Raw genomic sequence first — 18,618 nt, 5'->3', positions numbered from 1 at the left:
GACGGCTAACGCCCCGACCACGATCGGTCGGGGCGTCTACGCGTTTCGGGGGAGATCCGGGCTGTTAGTCCAGGTAGTCGCGCAGCACCTGGGAGCGCGACGGGTGGCGCAGCTTCGACATGGTCTTGGACTCGATCTGTCGGATGCGCTCGCGCGTCACGCCGTAAACCTGGCCGATCTCGTCGAGGGTGCGCGGCATGCCGTCGGTAAGCCCGAAGCGCAGGCGCACAACGCCGGCCTCGCGCTCGGACAGGGTGTGCAGCACGTCCTGCAATTGGTCCTGCAGCAGGGTGAAGGACACCGCGTCCACCGCCACGACAGCCTCGGAGTCCTCGATGAAGTCGCCGAGCTGGCTGTCGCCCTCGTCGCCGATGGTCTGGTCGAGGGAGATCGGCTCGCGGGCGTACTGCTGGATCTCGAGGACCTTCTCCTCGGTAATGTCCATTTCCTTCGCCAGCTCAAGCGGCGTGGGCTCGCGTCCGAGATCCTGCAGCAGCTCGCGCTGGATACGGCCGAGCTTGTTGATGACCTCGACCATGTGCACCGGGATACGGATGGTGCGCGCCTGGTCCGCCATCGCACGGGTGATGGCCTGGCGGATCCACCAGGTGGCGTAGGTGGAGAACTTGTAGCCCTTGGAGTAGTCGAACTTCTCCACGGCGCGAATCAGGCCGAGGTTGCCCTCCTGGATCAGGTCCAGAAACGCCATGCCGCGGCCGGTGTAGCGCTTCGCAAGGGAGACCACCAGACGAAGGTTCGCCTCCAGCAGGTGGTTCTTCGCCTTCCGGCCGTCGCGCGCCACTGCGCGCAGATCGCGCTTCACCGCCGGGGTGAGCTTGGCGTCCTTGTCGCCCTCCGCGGCGGCGCGCGCCATCTCGTCGAGGCGGTACTGCGCGTACAGCCCAGCCTCGATGCGCTTGGCCAGGGACACCTCCTGCTCAGCATCGAGCAGGGCAACCTTGCCGATCTGCTTGAGGTAGGCGCGCACCGAGTCGGCCGAGGCGGTCAGCTGCGCATCCTTGCGCGCCTGGCGCAGCGCGGCAGATTCCTCGATGTCCCAGACAGAGGAGCCCTCGTCCTCGTCTTCTTCTTCGTCCTCGTCATCGTCGCCGTCTTCGCCGAGGTCGTCGTCATCGTCGCTGTCGTCGCCGAGAGCACCGTCGATATCCTCGTCGAAGGCATCGTCATCGTCGCCGATCTCCGCATCGTAATCCGCGTCATCGCGGTCAGAATCCTGATCGTCTAATTCGTCCGCGCCGCCGGTGACAGACTGAAGCTCGTCGTCCAGCTCGTCGGCATCGCCCGCGGCGCTTTTCGCGGCCTTGGTCGCCTTTTTCGCTGTGGCCTTCTTCGCCGTCGTCTTCTTGGCGGTTTTCTTGGCAGACTTCTTTGCGGTCTTCTTCGCAGTCTTCTTAGCTGCCTTCTTCACCGTCTTTTTGGCGGTCTTCTTCGCGGATTTCTTCGCAGCTTTCTTGGCTGTCTTTTTCGCGCTGGACTTGGCAACGCTGCCTGCGCCGCCGTCGGACGAAACCGCAGTCACGTCGTCGGCACTGTTGCTTGAAGCTTGGCTGGCTACCACGTACGCCCTTTCGAGTCAATCGGACCTTACCACTGGCAATCCAGGGTACGTATGCGTCCCGAAATTTTCAGAACGCCAATATTAACAGTCGTCCGAGCGGAGTATTCCTTCCCCCGCGGACTGACCGTTTAACGGCAACCACCGTACAACAACCTTCAGGCTGGTCTACGGTGCGACATGGTTCTGGGCGGCCATCGCTGCCCCCACGATTCCTGCACGGTTGCGCAACGCTGCTGGAACAACCGGGGTGTCCACCGTGAGCAATGGGACCCACTTTTCGGAATGGCGGGAAATCCCGCCACCGACGATGAACGCGGCCGGGTTGAACAACCGGTCGTACTCGTGGAGCACCTTATCCACGCGTTTGGCCCACTTCTTGAAGCTCAACTCCTCCCGGTCTTTTGCCGCGGAGGAGGCGAGGTGCTCTGCCTCGGTGCCGTCGATAAGCATGTGCCCGAGTTCGGTGTTGGGGAACACTGTGCCGTCCATGAGAAACGCCGACCCGATGCCGGTGCCGAAGGTGAGGAAGATGACTGCCCCCTTGCGGGCGGCCTCATCGCCGAAGGCCACCTCGGCGATGCCGGCCGCGTCCGCGTCGTTGAGCACAGAGACGGCATCGCGGCCCAGCGCTTGGGTGAACAGGTCGTGCACATTGGTACCCACCCACGATGCATCGATGTTGGCCGCGGTGCGCGCGACCTGCTGGGTCACCACGGAGGGGAGGGTGACCCCGACGGGGCCGTCCCAATCGCACTGCCGGACAATTTGCGCGACCACTTCGGCCACCGCTTCCGGCGTTGCCGGTTGCGGCGTAGCAATCTTCACGCGTTCGCTCACGAAATCGCCGGTGCGCAGATCCACTACGGCCCCCTTCACGCCGGAGCCGCCCACATCAACGCCGAAACCTAGGGCCTGTTCTGTCATGCAGTGAAGTGTACAAACGTCACGGCAGTTCCGCCTTGCTACTGCGCATCGCGACTGAAGTTTTCTGCTTCTGAGCAGGAAAGATGACAGGGCTATGTGTTTGACCTAGTATTCCGCTCAAATAACGACATTCAGGCCCCTCCCGGGGCGACCACGCTGAGCTGGAGGACACACACCATGGCCACCGATTACGACGCGCCTCGCCGCCGCATGGACGACGAGATTGAGACCGACTCCTTGGAAGGTCTCAAGGCTGCTGAAGTAGCTGGCAGCAGCATGGACGACGATGGCGAGATCGTGGAACCGGTGGAGCCTCCGACCCAGGACCTCTCCGGCGAAGAACTCAACGTCGAGGTCAAGCCGCGCCAGGACGACGAGTTCACCTGCGCGTCCTGCTTCCTCGTGCAGAAGAACAAGCGCCTCGCCTACACCGAGGAAGACGGTTCCAAGATCTGCCTCGACTGCGAGTAGGCAGCTGCTTATCGACGGCTAAAGGGCGGCCCCATCCCGACAGATGGCGCCGCCCTTTGTTGTCTGCTGTGACGCTCCGGGCTACCCGGCGGTAGTGCCTGGCGCGAAGGCCGCCAGCACCGCTTCGGGGTTCTTCGAGGAGACCAGCCAGTACGGGGTGGGGTCCTCCGGGTCGTCCAAGACGATCAGCACGTGTTCGCTGACCCAGGGGCGCGAGACCAAATACGCTGCCGGATCCAGCTGGCGCCCCAACGCATTCTGGCGGGCGGAACCCGGCACCACCATCGAGCGTGAAACTACTGTGTTGGGCAGGTTCGCGTCGTCTACGAGCAGCCAGCGCGTGCCGTCCGGATCCTGTTCAACGGAGACGGTGGTGCGCGACAGCCAGAACAAAAACCACGCGAATAGGGCAGTGAACAGCACTAGCGGAACTGCGAACCACCACACGTTGCGGTTGAGGCCCAACTGCCCGGCGAGCAGCAGAGCGAGCCCGGCGAGGGCAGCCCACCAATACCAAGGCACCCACTGGCGCTCCGTGTACAACACCTTTGCCTGAGGTGCCGTCGCAGCCGGTGCTGCATTCTCGGAGCCGGGGTTTGAAGGGGTCGAAGCGGTCTCACTCACGCATTCCACAATAGGCGGGGCAAACGCAGGGACATACTTGCGCGGCAGCAACGGGGGAGCCCGGCGCAGTGCCCCGACGAAGTAGCGCTGCCGGAGCGGCACTGACGTAGTGTGGGGCGGGTGGAGAACCAAAACAGCACGTACAGCACCTACGGTGGCGATCCGCTCCCGCCGATTCCAGTCAAGCGCCTTGATCCGGAGCTGCCAATGCCGATGCGCGCACATCCGGAGGACGCCGGCGCGGACCTGTATTCCGCAGTAGATCTGGTGTTGCAGCCGGGGGAGCGGGCGTTGGTGGCCACCGGTGTGGCAATCGCGCTGCCGGTGGGAACGGTCGGCCTGATCCACCCGCGCTCCGGCATGGCCGCCAAGCACGGGTTGAGCATCGTCAACACGCCCGGCACGATCGACGCGGGCTACCGCGGAGAGTTGAAGGTCTGCCTGCTCAACACCGACCGATCCCAGCCGATCGAGATCACCCGCGGCATGCGGATCGCGCAGCTGGTGATTCAGCGCGTGGAATTGGTGGATTTCACCGAGGTTGAGGCGCTGGACGAAACACAGCGCGGCGCGGGCGGGTACGGCTCGACCGGCACGCACTAGCACGGGCTACAGTCAGTAACCGCAAACACAAGAATTACACTCATCTGCGACCACCAATTTAGGGAGTGACCACCGATGGCATTTTGGCCGTTTGGCAAGAAAAAGAAGAAGCAGAAGCCGGAGAATCCTGTAGAGTCCTCGCCGCTCGAGCCGAAGCAGGACCAGCCCGCGGCTGAGCAGGACCAGCCCGCGGCCGAGCCTGAGGCAGCGCCGAAGATCGAGGCTGCTGAGGAAGCTTCGCCCGTTGAACAGTCCGTCGAAAAGCAGGAAGAAAAGCCGGAAGCTGCCCCCGCGTCCGCACCTGTCGCTTCCGCCGCAGCTGGTGTGGAGGCGCTGACGGACTATGACCCGGTCGGCGGCTCCACCGGCCCGTTCGACGGCGACAACGTGGACATCGAGGACTTCGACTTCTCGGACTTTTCCAACGTCACTCTGAACCTCGGTTCCATCCGCGTCCCGCTGCCGAAGGAATCCCAGGTGCAGGTGGAGATGGGCGAACAGGGCCCCAAGATGGTCCACGTAGTCACCCGCTACGGCCGCATTACCCCGGTGGCATTCGCCGCGCCGCGCACCGGCGGCCTGTGGGAGGAATCCTCGCAGGAGATCATTGAGGGCATGCGCGCCGAAGGCATGCCGGTGGAGATCCAGCAGGGCCCGTGGGGTCAGGAGATCGTGGGCACCGGCTCAAACGGCGTCATCCGCATCATCGGTGTGGAGGGCCCGCGCTGGCTCTACCGCGTGACCTTGGCAGCACCGACCGGGTCTGAAGACCAGCTCGCTGAGATCGGCCGCGAGACCATCGCGCGCTCCTTCGTCTACCGCGGCGAGGACCCGATTTTGGCCGGCAACTCCCTGCAGGTTGTCCTTCCTGCGCAGCTGGCGCAGCAGGTGCAGGCAGCGGCTGAGGCCAAGGCGCGTCAGGGTCAGGCGTCCGCGCAGGCTCCGGCGGAGGGTAACCCGAACGCCCTGAGCGACGCGCTGAAGCAAATCATCGCCCAAAACGCGGAGAACCAGAAGCAGCTGCAGGAGCTGCGCGAGCGCCGCGCAGCCGGCGGCAGCACGAAGGCAGGCGGCGACACCCCGTCTGCTGCCGAGTAAGTGGCGGAGCTTCAGCACGGCACCGGCTCGCCCGCTCTCGCGGTCGGGGAGCCGGTGCGCTTGCATGTCCGGGCCATGGCTCACGGCGGTGAAGGCATTGCCGACGCGCCCGACGGCCGCGTGGTGTTCGTCCGCGGCGCAATCCCCGACGACACGGTGGAGGCGACGCTGACGAAGGTGAAGAAGCGTTGGGCCCGCGCGGAGACCACCGCTGTACTTGAGCCGTCGCCGCACCGAGTCGATCCCACCTGCCCCGCGGCGGCCGCAGGCGCGGGGTGCTGCGACTTTTCCCATATCGAGGCAGATGCGCAGCTGGAGTTCAAGCGCGAGGTGCTGCTTGGACAACTTGGAGCGCTTTCTTCCCGCTCCGGGGTGCTTGACGCGCTCGACCTTGGTGCAGTGGAGGCGGTCCAGCTCCAGCCAGTCACCGGGTGGCGCACCCGCGTCCGGCTTGGCGTGGACAGCCAGGGCAACGCCGGCATGCGGCGGGCGCGTTCCACCGACGTTGTCGCAGGAGTGACGTGCACCCAGCCGGTGCCGGGCTTGCTTGACGGCATCGTGGGCGAACAGGCCGAGAAGTTCACCCCCGGCGCCGAGCTTGTCGTTGCGGTTGATGCCGACGGCACCCGCCACGTAGTGGAGACCCAGGCTGCGCAACGCGGCCGCCGCGTGGAGCGCGTCGAGCGCGTGCTTGAAGGTCCAGGTGAGCTGGTGGAGCGCGTGCGCGGGTTCGACTTCGTCTTTCCACCAACTGCGTTTTGGCAGGCGCACCTGCGCGCCCCTGAGGCGTACTCGGACGTGATCGCGCAGTGGGGTGCGGGGGAGTACACCAACCGCGTGGGCTGGGACCTCTATGGCGGTGTCGGCGCGTTCGTGCCGTCGATGAGCGAGGCGCTCGGCGGCGGCCGAATCGAGTCGGTGGACTACTCCAGCGCAGCAACCTCCCGCCGCCAGCAGGTCGCGGACGCCTGCGATGTGCGCGTCCACCACGGCGATGCGGCGGCGGTCGTGGGCGAGCTGGAGCGACCGCCGGGTTTGGTTGTGCTGGACCCGCCGCGCGCAGGCGCTGGCGCCGAGGTGGTCCGTGCAATTGGCCAGGCGGCACCCGAGCGCATCATCCACGTCGGCTGCGACCCGGCCACATTCGCTCGCGACCTGGCGGGTTTTGGCGAACACGGCTACGCGGTGAAGCAGATGAAGCTTATCGACGCATTCCCGAACACCCACCACTTCGAAGTGATCGCGGTGCTTGAAGCGGTGTAGCGGGACGAGAATTCGTCTAAAAGCCAGCGTGTAAACTAGCGTGAACGAAACGGCAGCTGCGCCCATTCGGGGCGCGCCCGATACGGCGAAGGAGTACGACAGGACTGTGGCACTGCTCGAGCATATTGCGACGCCAGCGGATGTCCGCAAGCTTTCTCCTGCGCAGCTCGATGATCTTGCGGATGAGATCCGTCAGATGCTGATCCAGAAGGTCTCCGCCACCGGCGGGCACCTCGGCCCAAACCTGGGTGTTGTGGAGATGACCATTGCGCTGCACTACATCTTCGATTCACCGAACGACCCGATTATTTGGGACACGTCCCACCAGTCGTACGTGCACAAGATCCTCACTGGGCGCGGCGGGCAGTTCGACACGCTGCGCAAGAAGGGCGGGCTTTCCGGCTACACCGCGCGCGCGGAGTCGGAGCACGATTGGACCGAGTCTTCGCACGCCAGCGCGTCGCTGTCCTACGCGGACGGCCTTGCAAAGGCGAAGGCGTTGATGGGACGGGACGGCGACAACGTTGTCGCCGTTGTGGGTGACGGCGCGCTGACCGGCGGCATGTGCTGGGAGGCGCTGAACAACATCGCGGCGGCCAACCGCAATGTCGTCATCGTGGTCAACGACAACGGCCGGTCCTACTCGCCGACCATCGGCGGGTTCGCCAACAACCTGACCAAGCTGCGCGACCAGCTTGCGGCGCTTCGCATGCAGCCGGCGTACGACGAAGTGATGGAGTCCGGCAAGAAGACGCTGAAGTCCATGGGCTGGGTGGGCGAGCGCACCTTTGACGCGCTGCACGCGCTCAAAGAGGGCGTGAAGTACCAGGTGCTGCCCACCGAAATGTTCCCGGAGCTGGGCATGAAGTACGTCGGCCCGGTGGAAGGGCACGACATTAAGAGCCTGCTCAACGCGTTCAAGTACGCCAAGCGCTACGAGGGCCCGCTGATCGTGCACGTTGTCACTGAGAAGGGCCACGGGTTCGCGCCGGCCGTGAACAACGTGGCGGACCAGATGCACTCCACGGGTGTGATTGACCCGGTGACTGGACGGTCTCTCGCCTCCTCTGAGCCGGGCTGGACCTCCGTGTTCACCAAGGAGTTGCTGCGCGCCGGCCATGAGCGAGACGACATTGTGGCCATTACCGCGGCGATGGCGGGCCCGACCGGCCTGCAGCCTTTTGCGGAGCAGTTCCCGGACCGCTTCTTCGACGTCGGTATCGCGGAGCAGCACGCCGTCGCATCCGCCTCCGGCATGGCCCTCGGCGGCCTGCACCCAGTCGTTGCGGTGTACTCGACGTTTTTGAACCGGGCGTTCGACCAGCTGCTGATGGATGTGGGGCTGATTAACCAGCCTGTGACGCTGGTGCTCGACCGCGCGGGTGTGACCGGGTCTGACGGCGCCAGCCACAACGGTGTCTGGGATATGGCAATCGCCTCCATTGTGCCGGGCATCCGCATCGCGGCGCCGCGCGACGCCGCCCGATTGCGGGAGGAGTTCTCCGAGGCAATCGCTGTCGATGACGGCCCGACGGTCGTCCGCTTCCCAAAGGGCGCTGTCGGCGCAGATATTGACGCGTTGGAGCGACTTTCCGGCGGCACGGACGTGCTGTCGCGCCTCGACGGAGAGGGTACCGAGGACGACATCGACGTGCTCATCGTCGCTGTCGGTGCGTTTGCGAAGTACGGCCTCGAGGTCGCAGAAGCGGTGCTTGCCGACGGCATCCGGGCAACCGTGGTTGACCCGCGCTGGGTCATCCCCGTCTCCTCGGACGTGCTGGAATTGGCTGCGGAAGCTGACCTGGTGGTGGTGTACGAAGACGGCGTGGTCCGCGGCGGCGTGGGATCCGCTGTTGCCGAGGCGCTCGCGGCTGCGGAAGTGGATACCCCGGTGCGGCAGCTCGCATTCCCGGACATCTTCCCGTTGCACGCTTCGCGTGGCGAGATCCTGCAGGAGTACGGCCTTGATCCCGCCTCCGCTGCAGCGCAGGTGCGCGAGTGGGCGGCCAGCCTGGCGGATCCCGAAAATTAGGTCAGCGCTAGACCAGTTCGAGCATCTCTGCGTGGGCTGCGGCCAAAATTGGCGCCGTAAGTTCCACCTGCCACGGCCGTGCCCCCGCCTTCTTTAGGGCCGAGGCTGCTTGGTGGGTGTCCCAAGCCGGCCCGTTGTCAGGTGCGTTCCACACCGTCTCGCGCAAAATTGCCGGTGTGAGCAAAATGTCGGGGCGAATGTCCAAGTCTTCTGCGCTGGCGGCGATGTCTTCGCGGCACAGCTGCAGCATTTGCCACGATTCTGGGTAGTGGCGCTCCCATCCGGACTTCGATGGCGTGCCGTTTGCGCGCGGGTCTTTGCGACGCGGCCACGTGGTGGGGTCAGCCGCCAGTGCGCGTTCCACCACGCCTAGCCAGCGCCGAACCTCCCGGGAGGGCATTCCCTTCCCTCCGACGGCCCGTGTCAGGCCGCGGGGTGAATCCGGCTCAGCGAGGGCGATATCGAGCAGCGCCCGGTTGGGCAGCAGGCGCCCTGGAGCGATGTCCCGCTGTTCGCTGATTTCCTCGCGTGCGTGCCATAGTTCGCGCGCCACTTGGAGGCCGGACTGGTCGCGCAGGGAGGAGATGCCCTTCATGTCGCGCCATGACTTCACAGGGCGCGGGGTAAGCGAGTAGACGGAGATGAGGTGCGCGAATTCCTCGAAGGCCCAGCGGAGTTTGCCTTCGGCGTCCAGCACCTCGGTGAGGGCCTCAGCGAGCTCGTTGAGGTACTCCACATCCAGCGCGGCGTAGTCCTGCCACGATTTGGGAAGCGGCGTGCGGGACCAATCCTCGTGCCCGTGGCCTTTCTCCAGTTCAACGCCGACGAAACGTTCGACCATCGCGGCGAGGTTCGGCCGGTCGTAGCCGACGAGGCGCGACGCGAGCTCAGTATCGAAAAGCACGCCGGGGTGGAGCCCGAGCAGCGCCAGGCTGCGCAGGTCTTCGCTCGCGGCGTGGATGATCCACTCCTGGCCGCCGAGCACAGGGGCGAAGATCTCGCGGACCTCGTCTCGGTGGCCTTCGGGGGCGATGAGGAACGTTCCCGCGCCTCGGCGCGCTACTTGCACGAGAAATGCGCGGTCGCCGTAGCGGAATGAGGAGGCGCGTTCGGTATCCACGGCGAACGGGCCGCGACCGTGCGCGAGTGCGCCCGCCGCCTCATGGAAGGCGGCGGGCGTGTCTACAAGGCGGTAGTCCAGCCGGGCACTCATCAAGAAAAGATATTAGCGCGAGCTGAGCTGGGCCACACCTTCCGGCGGTAAACCTGCCACGTGGGCGAGCACCTTGGAAAAAGCTTCCACGTGGTGCTGGAGGTCGGTGCCCTCCGCGGTCCAGGAGGCGCGCATCTCCAGCTGGTAGGCGCGCGGCGGCCCGCCGATCTCGCCGAACCGCACCGAAGCGGTCGAGGTCACCGTGCCGCCGAGGTTGGTGTGGCGTGCACCGGTTTCTGCGAGCGACTCGTTGAGCCACTGCCAGGCCACGTCAGGCAGAAGCGGGTCGGAGGCCACGGCGTCGTCCATGTCGGCCTGAATGTAGGCCACCAGACGCATGGTGCCTTCCCACGCCTCTTCAGCGGCGGGGGAGTGCAGCAGGATTAGGCGTCCGAACGCGTCGCCTTCAGAGTCCACCGGGACGTTTTCCTCGTCAGCGTGCGCGACTTCGAGGCCAACGGCGTGGCTGAACGGCGCGGGGCGCTGTGGCGGGCGGATGGTGCCCAGGGTGATCTCTGGGCGCAGGCGCGCCGCGTGCATGGATTCGACGGCCGCGCTGAACTCTGCGGGCCAGGAATCGCTGTTGCCGTGGTCGTCCCTGTTGCTGCCCGCGCCGCCGGCGGACATGGGGGAGGTGGTGTCCGGTTTCATCACAGGGTCAAACGTATCCAGCAACCGGCGCCGTTGGGGGAGGCGCGCCGTGAGCGGCAGAACCTACGGCGTAGAATGTTCTCCGACTTTTGTTTGATCTGCCTTGCGGCAGGAAAGGGGCAAGACATGGCCAAGCTCGACTTTGACAAACTCAACGCCACGCAGCGGTTTTTGCAGTTTGCGGTGTTCCGCGCAGTTCCTGGTGCTCTTGGCGCCGAGCGCAGCGAGCTTATCGACGAAGCTCGCGCCTTTTTCACCAACCTTGAGCAGGAAGGCGTGGTCACTGTCCGCGGCATCTACGACAACACCGGGATCCGCGCCGACGCCGACTTCATGATCTGGTGGCACGCCGAGGAGTTTGAGCACCTGCAGAAGGCGCTCGCGGACTTCCGCCGCGAAACCGCGTTCGGGCAGAAGGTGGAGCTGAGCTGGATCGGCAACGGTCTGCACCGCCCTGCGGAGTTCAACAAGTCCCACCTCCCGAGCTTCATCATGGGCGAGGAGCCGGGGGACTGGATCACGGTCTACCCGTTCGTGCGCTCATACGACTGGTACGTGATGGACCCGCAGGAGCGCCGCCGCATCCTCGCGGAGCACGGCATGGCGGCCCGCGATTTCGCGGATGTGCGCGCCAACACCGTCGAGGCCTTCACGCTCGGCGATTACGAGTGGATGCTCGCCTTCGAGGCGCCGACGCTCGAGCGCATCGAGGCGTTGATGAAGACCATGCGCTACACCGAGGCCCGCCTGCACGTCCGCGAGGAGATCCCGTTCCAGACGGGCCGCCGCGTGGGCGACATTGGTGAGATCGTTTCGGTGCTGCCCTAAGCATCGGGGCACCGAAGGTGGCGTCGTTAAGCAATTGCTTTGACGACGCCCTTTTTATGCTTCGTCGAGCGTCAGCGAGATCGAGTTGATGCAGTAGCGCAGGTCGGTGGGGGTGTCGAAACCCTCGCCGGCGAACACGTGGCCCAGGTGGGAGTGGCAGTTCGCGCACAGCACCTCAGTGCGCACCATGCCGAGGGAGGTGTCCTCGCGCTCGATGATGGCGTCGCCCGCTAGCGGGGAGAAGAACGCGGGCCAGCCACAGTGGGCGTCAAATTTCTCAGTGGAGCGGAACAGCTCAGCGCCGCACGCGCGGCAGCGGTACACACCCTCGGTGGTGGTGTCCGTGTACTCGCCGATGCCTGGAGGTTCCGTGCCTGCTTCTCGCAGGACGTGGAACTCCTCCGGGCTCAGCTTTTCGCGCCACTGCGCGTCGGTGAAGTCCTTGAAATTCGTCATCGCCCAATCCTTTCCTTCGGAGTGCGCCACAAGGTTGGGCTAAACAATACCCACGCAGCGCACGCCACAATAAACACGGCCCACCCAGCGGTGGGCAAAAACGTGTTGAGCCAGCTGCCGGCCAAAGGGTGCAACGAGCTGGACCAGCTCAAGGGCGACAGGCACAGCGCCGCGCCGAGCCAAGCGGGCCAGCTGCGCAGGGGGCTGTCCGGGTGGAACACCGTGAACAGGGCGGGAAACAACATCATTGAGTAGTACGCCTGGCCCAGGGAGGACAAAAGGCACACTCCTGCGAGCAGCACACCGGAGCCCACGGCGAGATACAGCAGCTCCTGGCTGTGGCGCACGCGCACAAGACCGAGCACCGCTCCGGCGACCGCAGCGGCTAGGAGAAGGAACAGCAGCGCATGTGCCCAGCGTGGCATGCCGAAATAAACGGCAAAACCGGATAGGGAGGAGTTAGCGTAGTCGCGCGTGACCTTCAGATACGGCACCACAACGTCCAAGTAGTCGCGGGCGCCGGGCGTGAACGGCCAAGCGATGAGGTTCATCACCACCGGGACGCCGATAGCGCCGAGCGCGGGGCGCCAGCGCATCTGCAGCAGCGGCAGCACCAGCAGCGGGGCGAACATCGGCTTGACCAAGATGGCCAACCCCAGCACCACACCGGCGGCGATGTCGCGGCGGGCAAGCAAGAGCGCGATAAAGGCCACCAGCGCGAGCAGGAGTATGCCGTTGATGTTGGAAAACACCAGCGTGTTGGTCACGGCTTCGGTGCAAAACGCCAGCGCAACGGCGACGGGAAACGTCGGCCCGGAAAGCGGGCGGCCTGCAAGCTTGGTCAGCCACGCTAAAGCGACGATGATGCACGCGGCGTTGACGGCGATGAACAGCGGGCGGGCCAGGTCTATGTCGGAAATCAGCCCCAGCGGCGACAGCAGCAGGGTGGCGCCCGGGTTGTACAGGTAGTGCGGATTGACGTGGCTGTAGACCTCGTTGTATACGGGGACGCGTTCCACAAACCGGCGCGCTGCGGACCACACGGTGGTGAAGTCGTCCGTCACCGAGCCCGCGCGCGCGAGGAGGAACAGCCGGTGGAGCACCAGAAGCACCGCGACAGGCCAGGCGGCAGCGGCGATCGCGGGCGCGAGGCCCGCGCGCTCGTCGGCGGGCTGGGCCTGCACTGCAGTCGAACCCGGTGCAGGCTCTTCGGGGGCGCTTCGAGGCGGTGGGGTAGCAATCACGCGCCTAACCGTACCTGCCACGGTGCGGCTACCCTTCGCGCACGCTCCGGTAGCGCAGGAAGAGCATCGAGTCGCTTGTGGTGTGCGCCGCCTCGAGGATGAAAGCGTGGTCTGAAGGTGTGTCTGCTTCACCGAATAGGCGTAGTTCAGACGGCTGCACCGCGCGCGGGCTGACGGTGTAGTGGAATACATCTACTTCGCTGGCACCGATGAGTTGGGTGTTTAAGCTGGGGCCGCCCTCGCAGACGATGCGGGCCAACCCCCGTGCGTGCAGTGCGGCAACGACTGCGGAGACGTCTTCGCCCTCCACGGGCACAATCACGCCACCCGCCTGCTCGATCTCCCGCGCGTGTTCAGACACCTCCGTATCGCCCAGGACGTCTTCGGGCACCGCGAACAACGGCGGCGTACGTGTGTCCGTAAACAGCTGCGTTGCAGTGTCGAACTTCAGGCTCTTGGTCACCACGACAATCGGGGGAACTTCCGCTTGTCCCCGTCCGCGCCGAGCCTCGCGCTGCTGTGCGGTGGTACGCACGCCGAAGTAGTTCTCTTTGCGCGCGGTCTCGGCACCGACGAGCACCGCATCTGACCAGATGCGCAGTGCGTTCAGCAGCGCGAAATCGGTGTCGTTGCCCAAGCCGGAAGAAGTTCCCTTGCTTGTGGCAGCTCCGGTCAGCGCCGCAATGCCCATAAGGCGAGTCTCTCGCGTTCCGGGCGGCTTAACCGGACCGATGAGAAGTTCCGGATCAAGGGATTGAGGTCGCTCGTTCATTACACTTGCTTCCAGTCTGTTGAAGGGGATGTTGTGCAACCTACCGGAAACCATTTTGACCTCGACGCGGCAGCCGTCGCTGCACGGAATGGCTGGATTGCGGACTCGGAGGCATCCGAGTTCTATTCGCTCCTGTTCGACCGCTCGGATACAAGCCACTGGAAAGACAACCTCGCGGCATCCGCGCAGGCCGCGTTCGCGTCGACTGCGGACAGAGCAACTGAGATGGTCTGGTTCGAGCCGTTTTTGAACATGGTCACCGACGTTTGTTGGCAAGCCCGGGAGCGGGGACTTGGGGCGCACGAGCCGCAGCGCGTACGTCGACACGGCAGTGTGGAGCAACCGCGCCTGCTGTATTTGGCAACTGCGCTGATTGAGCTGCAGCTGTACCGGTTCGACTTCAACTACGACGGCATTTTTGAAGTGCTCAGCCGCGCAGACGACGCTCCACTGCAGGTCGGTCCGTACGACCTCAACGGCATCTACCTCACGTTCGCGCAACTCAGCGCCGGCAAGCGGATTGTCCCGTCCGAGCTCTTTTCCTCCATCGGCCTAGACCCGGAAAGTCCGACAAACCTCTCGCGGCACCTGGACCGTGTGCCGGTCAAGCTTCGCCACCTCCTGCTGCACGGCCTGTGGCTGTTTCCGTTCCGCTTCTACGGGGTGGAGATGCTGATTCTGGCTGAATCCCTGGTCAAGTCGGACCCCAAGGACGGCAATGCGTACTACCGGATGGGGGAGGCCTACCGCAGGATCGCCGCGGCAACGCAGTGGGATTTTGAGAAGGGGCCGACCGCGACCCACACGCTTGAACTGGAACAAACCCTCAGCGCCGACCCGACGCTGCTGGAAGACCAGAATTACTGTTACCGGCGCGCCGTGGAATCTCTGGATATGGCAATTCGTGTGCTGGACCCGCAGCAGCTTGCCCGCCACGAGGAGTACAAGAACTACCGTCTGCTTGTCTCCACCGAGTGGCAGGTGCAGACAGCCATCCGCAGTGCCGTCGAGCGGCAGGTAGCTTCCGTGGACGAGAAAGTACAGGCACTGTCTCGCCAGCTCGAGTCAGAGTCGAACCAGCTGGTGTGGAAATCCGTGGAAGTGCTGTCGCTGTTCGCTGCACTGATGGGCTTGTTGATCACCAACATCAGCGTGCTGGGCATCGACAGCATCTCCACTTTCGAACGCATCGGATTGATCGGCATGATGGCGTTCATCATGGTGGGTTTCTTCCTCCTAGTGCGCAACACCGTATTCCGGGTGCGCGAAGGCCGCGAAGCGCCGGAGGAGGTCCGCACGAAGGCCCAGAAATTCTGGCTACGGCGTCCCCGCAAGACGGCCGAGCTCCAAGGGCGAATCACGGAGCTGGAGCGTGAAATCGAGCGGATGAGGAACACCAACTATCAGCTGGCACCGTTCCTAGACAGCGCCTCCGGCGAGCAACGACGCACCGGTACGCAGCTTTCCGACGGCTACCGCGAAAGGACAACGTAGCTATGCACGACATCACCGGGGCAGCGCTCGAATACGTTGCAGACGAACGGGAACTGACGAAAGGCCCCTACGACATCGCCGACGCCGGCGAAGCGGCCGCCGCCATCGACCACTACCTCCGCGCACGCGTCACCGCCGCCGTCGCCCGCAACGCGGGGCGGCCCGTGCTCCAACTCTCCGGCGGCATCGATTCCATCCTGCTGGCCACCTACGTGGCCGAGGTCGCGCCGGGCACGTTGGCCGTGACCTACAGCCAGCACACGGAGGACCAGGAAGTGGGGAGGGCGGCAGCCGTCGCAAAGCAATGCGGCCTCGAGCACGTGATTGTTCGCCCCACCGACGAAGACTTCGAGCGGCTTCTCGCGCGGGTCGTGCGGGCTCTCGAGTTCCCGGAGCCGTGGGAGATCTCGGCGGGTGCCGTGTTGAAGGCTATCGACGGCGCTTCGCACGACCACGGCGCCGAAGGCGTACTGCTTTCCGGAGCCGGGGCCGACGCGCTGTTCATGGGCGGGCACACGGTGGCTCCCGCGGCGGGGGAGAGCCTCGTTGACGCGTGGGATGCGGCGCTGCGGGCAAACGTCGCTAAGAACTTCAAGCGCGAACGTTTTGTGCCGGACTTCTACGAGCGGCTCTTGGAGGATCCCGAGCGGCACGTCCAGATCTGGCAGACCCACGCGGCGGTTGAGCTCGCACAGCGCATCCACCCGTCGCTGGTGCAGCCCGATGATAGTGGCCACGACAAGTACATCTTCCGCAAGCTCGCGGTGGATCGGGGAGTGCCGGAAGAAGTGGCGTTCGCGCCGAAGAACCCGATGCAGGTGTCCTCCGGGCTCGTTGGCGCCATTGTGGATGCCGCCCGCCGCCAGCTTGCGCGCGACTTCGGGCAGCGCACGTACTCGTCGCCGCTGGACGAGCCGCTGGGTTTCACCGTTGCCCGGCTGTATCTGCAACGCTTGGAGGCAGGGGAGCGCGAATAGCAAAAAGGGGCCCACCGAGAGGGTGGACCCCTTTTTGTTGAAATGGAGCGGATGACGAGACTCGAACTCGCGACCCTCACCTTGGCAAGGTGATGCGCTACCAACTGCGCTACATCCGCATTGCTATTCAGTTGACGAGGGCGTAAACCCTCTGTGCGCGATACTGGGATCGAACCAGTGACCCCTACCGTGTCGAGGTAGTGCTCTACCGCTGAGCTAATCGCGCAAGGCTATTGCAGCTTGGAGGTGGATACGGGAATCGAACCCGTGTACACGGTTTTGCAGACCGTTGCCTAACCACTCGACCAATCCACCGTGGAGTTACCTCCGAAGTATTCGGCTTTAAACCCCGAAGTACTTGGAGCGGATGACGAGACTCGAACTCGCGACCCTCACCTTGGCAAGGTGATGCGCTACCAACTGCGCTACATCCGCATTGCTATTCAGTTGACGAGGGCGTAAGCCCTCTGTGCGCGATACTGGGATCGAACCAGTGACCCCTACCGTGTCGAGGTAGTGCTCTACCGCTGAGCTAATCGCGCCCACGTTCCTCTGGGGAACTGGAGCGGATGACGAGACTCGAACTCGCGACCCTCACCTTGGCAAGGTGATGCGCTACCAACTGCGCTACATCCGCATGCGTTCCGCGCTCTCCGCGTTGAACGCGAGAACAAACCTTATCCGCATACTGCCCGCCGTTACAAATCGCCATGTCACGGCCATTTTGAGGGGGATATGTGTGAATTACGTTGGTGCAATTTGGCCCGCGGTGCAATCGCTTGTCGACGCCCCGCTGTCGGCAATCCCTGCTACCGCCAATGACCAGCCGATTCGGTACTTTCGGGTGCGGCGTGTAATCTCATTCCTCGTTCGGTCCTATGGCTCAGTGGAAGAGCGTTCCGTTCACACCGGAAAGGTCGCTGGTTCGATCCCAGCTAGGACCACAAGGAAAGCCCCGGGTTGGAAACAGCCCGGGCGTTTTGCGTTTGCCCACTAAACGACGATATCGGCATTTGCGGGTCCGGCCCGTGGAAAAGCCCAGCTCGCGTCTCGGCCTCGACGGTAAACGCCGATATCGGCGTTTGGGTTGGGTTGCCCCGTTCATAGTTTTGGGGCGAGTGTGACGGGAACTAACGTGGGTTTGGATACGACTAGTGCTCTTAGCGCCAGTTGGCGCGTTGGTTCTACTTGAGGAGGCACCATGCTCATCCCGGCAGCATTCACACGAGGTGGCGCGGTCGCAGCCGCAGCAGCCACAGCGACGTTGGTCGCGGCCGCTCCGGCTTTCGCACACGATTCCGTGATTGGCTCGGACCCTGAAGACAAAAGTGTGGTCAGCGAGTTCCCCGATGCTGTGACGCTCGAGTTTTCCGGGGAGATCCAGGACGGCTTCAACACTGTGGCGCTTTCCCGCGAGGTCAACGGGCAGTCCGAGGTTGTCTACTCGGGCGAGCCAGAGATCGACGGCCGTTTTGTCACCCTCGACCTTCCGGCAGACCTGGATGCGCAGGCGGGCGACTACAAGGTCGGCTACCAGATCGTGTCCTCCGACGGTCACTCGACGAAGGGGATGACCTCGTTCAGCTTCAACCCGTCTGGCGAGGCGACCGCGGACGCGAGCAAGGATCCGGTCGTTGACGCGGCAGACGGCATGAGCACCACCATGAAGGTGCTGCTCGCGCTGGCGGGCGTGCTCGTCGTCGCCGGTGCCGGCTTCGGTGCGCTGGCCAAGAGCCGCCGAATCTCCGAAGCCGACCCGGATGCGCAGAAGTAGGCGATGCCCGTGAACAAGCGAATTGCCGCCCTCACCGCGGCGGCCGCACTGGTGCTTGCCGGCTGCAGCGACGAAGCTGCTTCGGAGGATCCCACCGGCAAATCTGCGGGCACTGCCCCGGCCGCGGACCTTGCGGGTGACGCGGTCACGTTGGAAAGCGGAGCTGTCCGGGCTAAAGCCGCGAAGGATGCCGCAGATGGCAGCGACATGACCTCCATCTTCGGCACCCTGCACAACAACACTGGCAAAGACATCACTGTGGTGGGATTCACCACCTCGCTCGGCGAGGCGGACTACCAGATCCACGAGGTTATCGACGGGATGATGCGTCAAAAGGACGGCGGCTTCGACATCCCCGCGGGCGGCACCCACGAGCTGGCACCGGGCGGCGACCACTTCATGGTGATGAGCTACGCTCCGGCCATCGAGGCAGGCGACACCATCAACCTGACATTGCTGCTCGAGGGCGGCGACACCCTCACTGTTCCGGATATCGCCGTGCGCACCATGCTGCCGGGAGGCGAAAGCTACGGCGACTTGGGCGATCACGCCGAGCACCAGCACTAAAGGAGGAAGGGCGATGCCGGGTGTGAGCCGGCGGGGGTTTCTGGCGGG

Annotated in this window: 18 protein-coding genes and 7 tRNA genes; 11 read left to right on the top strand and 14 right to left on the bottom strand. The window is 64.5% G+C overall.

What is annotated here, in order from left to right; translation table 11 throughout:
* Positions 1-64: 64 nt before the first annotated feature.
* Together MHY23_RS06860 and ppgK are read right to left on the bottom strand one after the other, a co-directional pair.
* Positions 65-1,579, bottom strand: coding sequence for an RNA polymerase sigma factor (locus MHY23_RS06860; protein WP_370645829.1), 1,515 nt, complete (start codon positions 1,577-1,579; stop codon positions 65-67).
* Between the two features lie 165 nt (positions 1,580-1,744).
* On the bottom strand, positions 1,745-2,503 hold the full coding sequence (gene ppgK, locus MHY23_RS06855; protein WP_239306939.1) for a polyphosphate--glucose phosphotransferase: 759 nt from the start codon (positions 2,501-2,503) through the stop codon (positions 1,745-1,747).
* 177 nt (positions 2,504-2,680) lie between these two features.
* Between ppgK and MHY23_RS06850 the strand changes: the two genes are divergently transcribed.
* On the top strand, positions 2,681-2,974 hold the full coding sequence (locus MHY23_RS06850) for a DUF4193 domain-containing protein (protein WP_181888555.1): 294 nt from the start codon (positions 2,681-2,683) through the stop codon (positions 2,972-2,974).
* A gap of 81 nt (positions 2,975-3,055) precedes the next feature.
* Here MHY23_RS06850 and MHY23_RS06845 read toward each other — a convergent pair whose 3' ends face one another.
* The gene (locus MHY23_RS06845) at positions 3,056-3,598 is read right to left on the bottom strand and encodes a DUF3093 domain-containing protein (protein WP_239306938.1); all 543 of its coding nucleotides are present in this window, start codon (positions 3,596-3,598) and stop codon (positions 3,056-3,058) included.
* A gap of 120 nt (positions 3,599-3,718) precedes the next feature.
* Between MHY23_RS06845 and dut the strand changes: the two genes are divergently transcribed.
* The 4 genes from dut to dxs all read left to right on the top strand — a co-directional run bounded on the left by dut (position 3,719) and on the right by dxs (position 8,594).
* Positions 3,719-4,201: a dUTP diphosphatase gene (dut, locus tag MHY23_RS06840; RefSeq protein ID WP_269952668.1), complete on the top strand. Its 483-nt coding sequence runs from the start codon at positions 3,719-3,721 to the stop codon at positions 4,199-4,201.
* Between the two features lie 75 nt (positions 4,202-4,276).
* Positions 4,277-5,299: a DUF3710 domain-containing protein gene (locus MHY23_RS06835; protein WP_239306937.1), complete on the top strand. Its 1,023-nt coding sequence runs from the start codon at positions 4,277-4,279 to the stop codon at positions 5,297-5,299.
* Complete coding sequence (locus tag MHY23_RS06830) at positions 5,300-6,562, top strand: class I SAM-dependent RNA methyltransferase (protein WP_370645828.1); 1,263 nt, start codon at positions 5,300-5,302, stop codon at positions 6,560-6,562. It abuts the gene before it with no gap.
* A gap of 106 nt (positions 6,563-6,668) precedes the next feature.
* On the top strand, positions 6,669-8,594 hold the full coding sequence (gene dxs, locus MHY23_RS06825) for a 1-deoxy-D-xylulose-5-phosphate synthase (RefSeq protein WP_181888551.1): 1,926 nt from the start codon (positions 6,669-6,671) through the stop codon (positions 8,592-8,594).
* 7 nt (positions 8,595-8,601) lie between these two features.
* Here the strand turns inward: dxs and MHY23_RS06820 are convergent, their stop codons facing one another.
* Positions 8,602-9,807 carry an HRDC domain-containing protein gene (locus tag MHY23_RS06820; protein ID WP_239306936.1) on the bottom strand — a complete coding sequence of 402 codons (1,206 nt, stop codon included), beginning with the start codon at positions 9,805-9,807 and terminating at the stop codon, positions 8,602-8,604.
* A gap of 12 nt (positions 9,808-9,819) precedes the next feature.
* Positions 9,820-10,434 carry a DUF3000 domain-containing protein gene (locus MHY23_RS06815; RefSeq protein ID WP_236883496.1) on the bottom strand — a complete coding sequence of 205 codons (615 nt, stop codon included), beginning with the start codon at positions 10,432-10,434 and terminating at the stop codon, positions 9,820-9,822.
* Between the two features lie 150 nt (positions 10,435-10,584).
* Between MHY23_RS06815 and hemQ the strand changes: the two genes are divergently transcribed.
* Positions 10,585-11,286, top strand: coding sequence for a hydrogen peroxide-dependent heme synthase (hemQ, locus tag MHY23_RS06810; RefSeq protein ID WP_239306935.1), 702 nt, complete (start codon positions 10,585-10,587; stop codon positions 11,284-11,286).
* Positions 11,287-11,340: 54 nt separating this feature from the next.
* On the opposite strand, the gene msrB is transcribed toward hemQ, so the two are convergent.
* Genes msrB through MHY23_RS06795 form a run of 3 tightly spaced genes read right to left on the bottom strand, consistent with a single transcriptional unit; the run spans position 11,341 to position 13,758 of the window.
* Positions 11,341-11,742, bottom strand: a complete 402-nt coding sequence (msrB, locus tag MHY23_RS06805; RefSeq protein ID WP_239306934.1) for a peptide-methionine (R)-S-oxide reductase MsrB — start codon at positions 11,740-11,742, stop codon at positions 11,341-11,343.
* Positions 11,739-12,986 carry a glycosyltransferase family 87 protein gene (locus MHY23_RS06800; RefSeq protein WP_239306933.1) on the bottom strand — a complete coding sequence of 416 codons (1,248 nt, stop codon included), beginning with the start codon at positions 12,984-12,986 and terminating at the stop codon, positions 11,739-11,741. The genes msrB and MHY23_RS06800 overlap by 4 nt, the downstream gene beginning before the upstream one ends.
* 28 nt (positions 12,987-13,014) lie before the next feature.
* Positions 13,015-13,758, bottom strand: a complete 744-nt coding sequence (locus MHY23_RS06795) for a pyrimidine reductase family protein (protein WP_255713935.1) — start codon at positions 13,756-13,758, stop codon at positions 13,015-13,017.
* Positions 13,759-13,791: 33 nt separating this feature from the next.
* Between MHY23_RS06795 and MHY23_RS06790 the strand changes: the two genes are divergently transcribed.
* On the top strand, positions 13,792-15,252 hold the full coding sequence (locus MHY23_RS06790) for a hypothetical protein (protein WP_239306931.1): 1,461 nt from the start codon (positions 13,792-13,794) through the stop codon (positions 15,250-15,252).
* Between the two features lie 2 nt (positions 15,253-15,254).
* Positions 15,255-16,229 (top strand): asparagine synthase C-terminal domain-containing protein, encoded by a 975-nt coding sequence (locus MHY23_RS06785; RefSeq protein WP_239306930.1) that lies wholly within the window; start codon positions 15,255-15,257, stop codon positions 16,227-16,229.
* Between the two features lie 43 nt (positions 16,230-16,272).
* On the opposite strand, the gene MHY23_RS06780 is transcribed toward MHY23_RS06785, so the two are convergent.
* The 6 genes from MHY23_RS06780 to MHY23_RS06755 form a co-directional block, all read right to left on the bottom strand.
* A tRNA-Gly gene (locus MHY23_RS06780) sits at positions 16,273-16,348 on the bottom strand.
* Between the two features lie 35 nt (positions 16,349-16,383).
* A tRNA-Val gene (locus MHY23_RS06775) sits at positions 16,384-16,455 on the bottom strand.
* 15 nt (positions 16,456-16,470) lie between these two features.
* A tRNA-Cys gene (locus MHY23_RS06770) sits at positions 16,471-16,544 on the bottom strand.
* A 44-nt stretch (positions 16,545-16,588) separates the two neighbouring features.
* A tRNA-Gly gene (locus tag MHY23_RS06765) sits at positions 16,589-16,664 on the bottom strand.
* 35 nt (positions 16,665-16,699) lie between these two features.
* A tRNA-Val gene (locus MHY23_RS06760) sits at positions 16,700-16,771 on the bottom strand.
* 19 nt (positions 16,772-16,790) lie between these two features.
* A tRNA-Gly gene (locus MHY23_RS06755) sits at positions 16,791-16,866 on the bottom strand.
* Between the two features lie 235 nt (positions 16,867-17,101).
* Between MHY23_RS06755 and MHY23_RS06750 the strand changes: the two genes are divergently transcribed.
* The 3 genes from MHY23_RS06750 (at position 17,102) to MHY23_RS06740 (ending at position 18,570) form a co-directional block, all read left to right on the top strand.
* Positions 17,102-17,173 (top strand) — tRNA-Val (locus tag MHY23_RS06750).
* 257 nt (positions 17,174-17,430) lie between these two features.
* Complete coding sequence (locus MHY23_RS06745) at positions 17,431-18,003, top strand: copper resistance CopC family protein (protein ID WP_239306929.1); 573 nt, start codon at positions 17,431-17,433, stop codon at positions 18,001-18,003.
* Positions 18,004-18,012: 9 nt separating this feature from the next.
* Positions 18,013-18,570 (top strand): copper chaperone PCu(A)C, encoded by a 558-nt coding sequence (locus MHY23_RS06740; RefSeq protein ID WP_239306928.1) that lies wholly within the window; start codon positions 18,013-18,015, stop codon positions 18,568-18,570.
* Positions 18,571-18,618 lie beyond the last annotated feature (48 nt).

Origin of the sequence: Corynebacterium sp. ACRQP (assembly GCF_022345915.1) — a bacterium.
GTDB lineage: Bacteria > Actinomycetota > Actinomycetes > Mycobacteriales > Mycobacteriaceae > Corynebacterium > Corynebacterium lehmanniae.
Note: the sequence above shows the minus strand (reverse complement) of the source record. Positions and strands in the feature narration are given on the sequence as shown.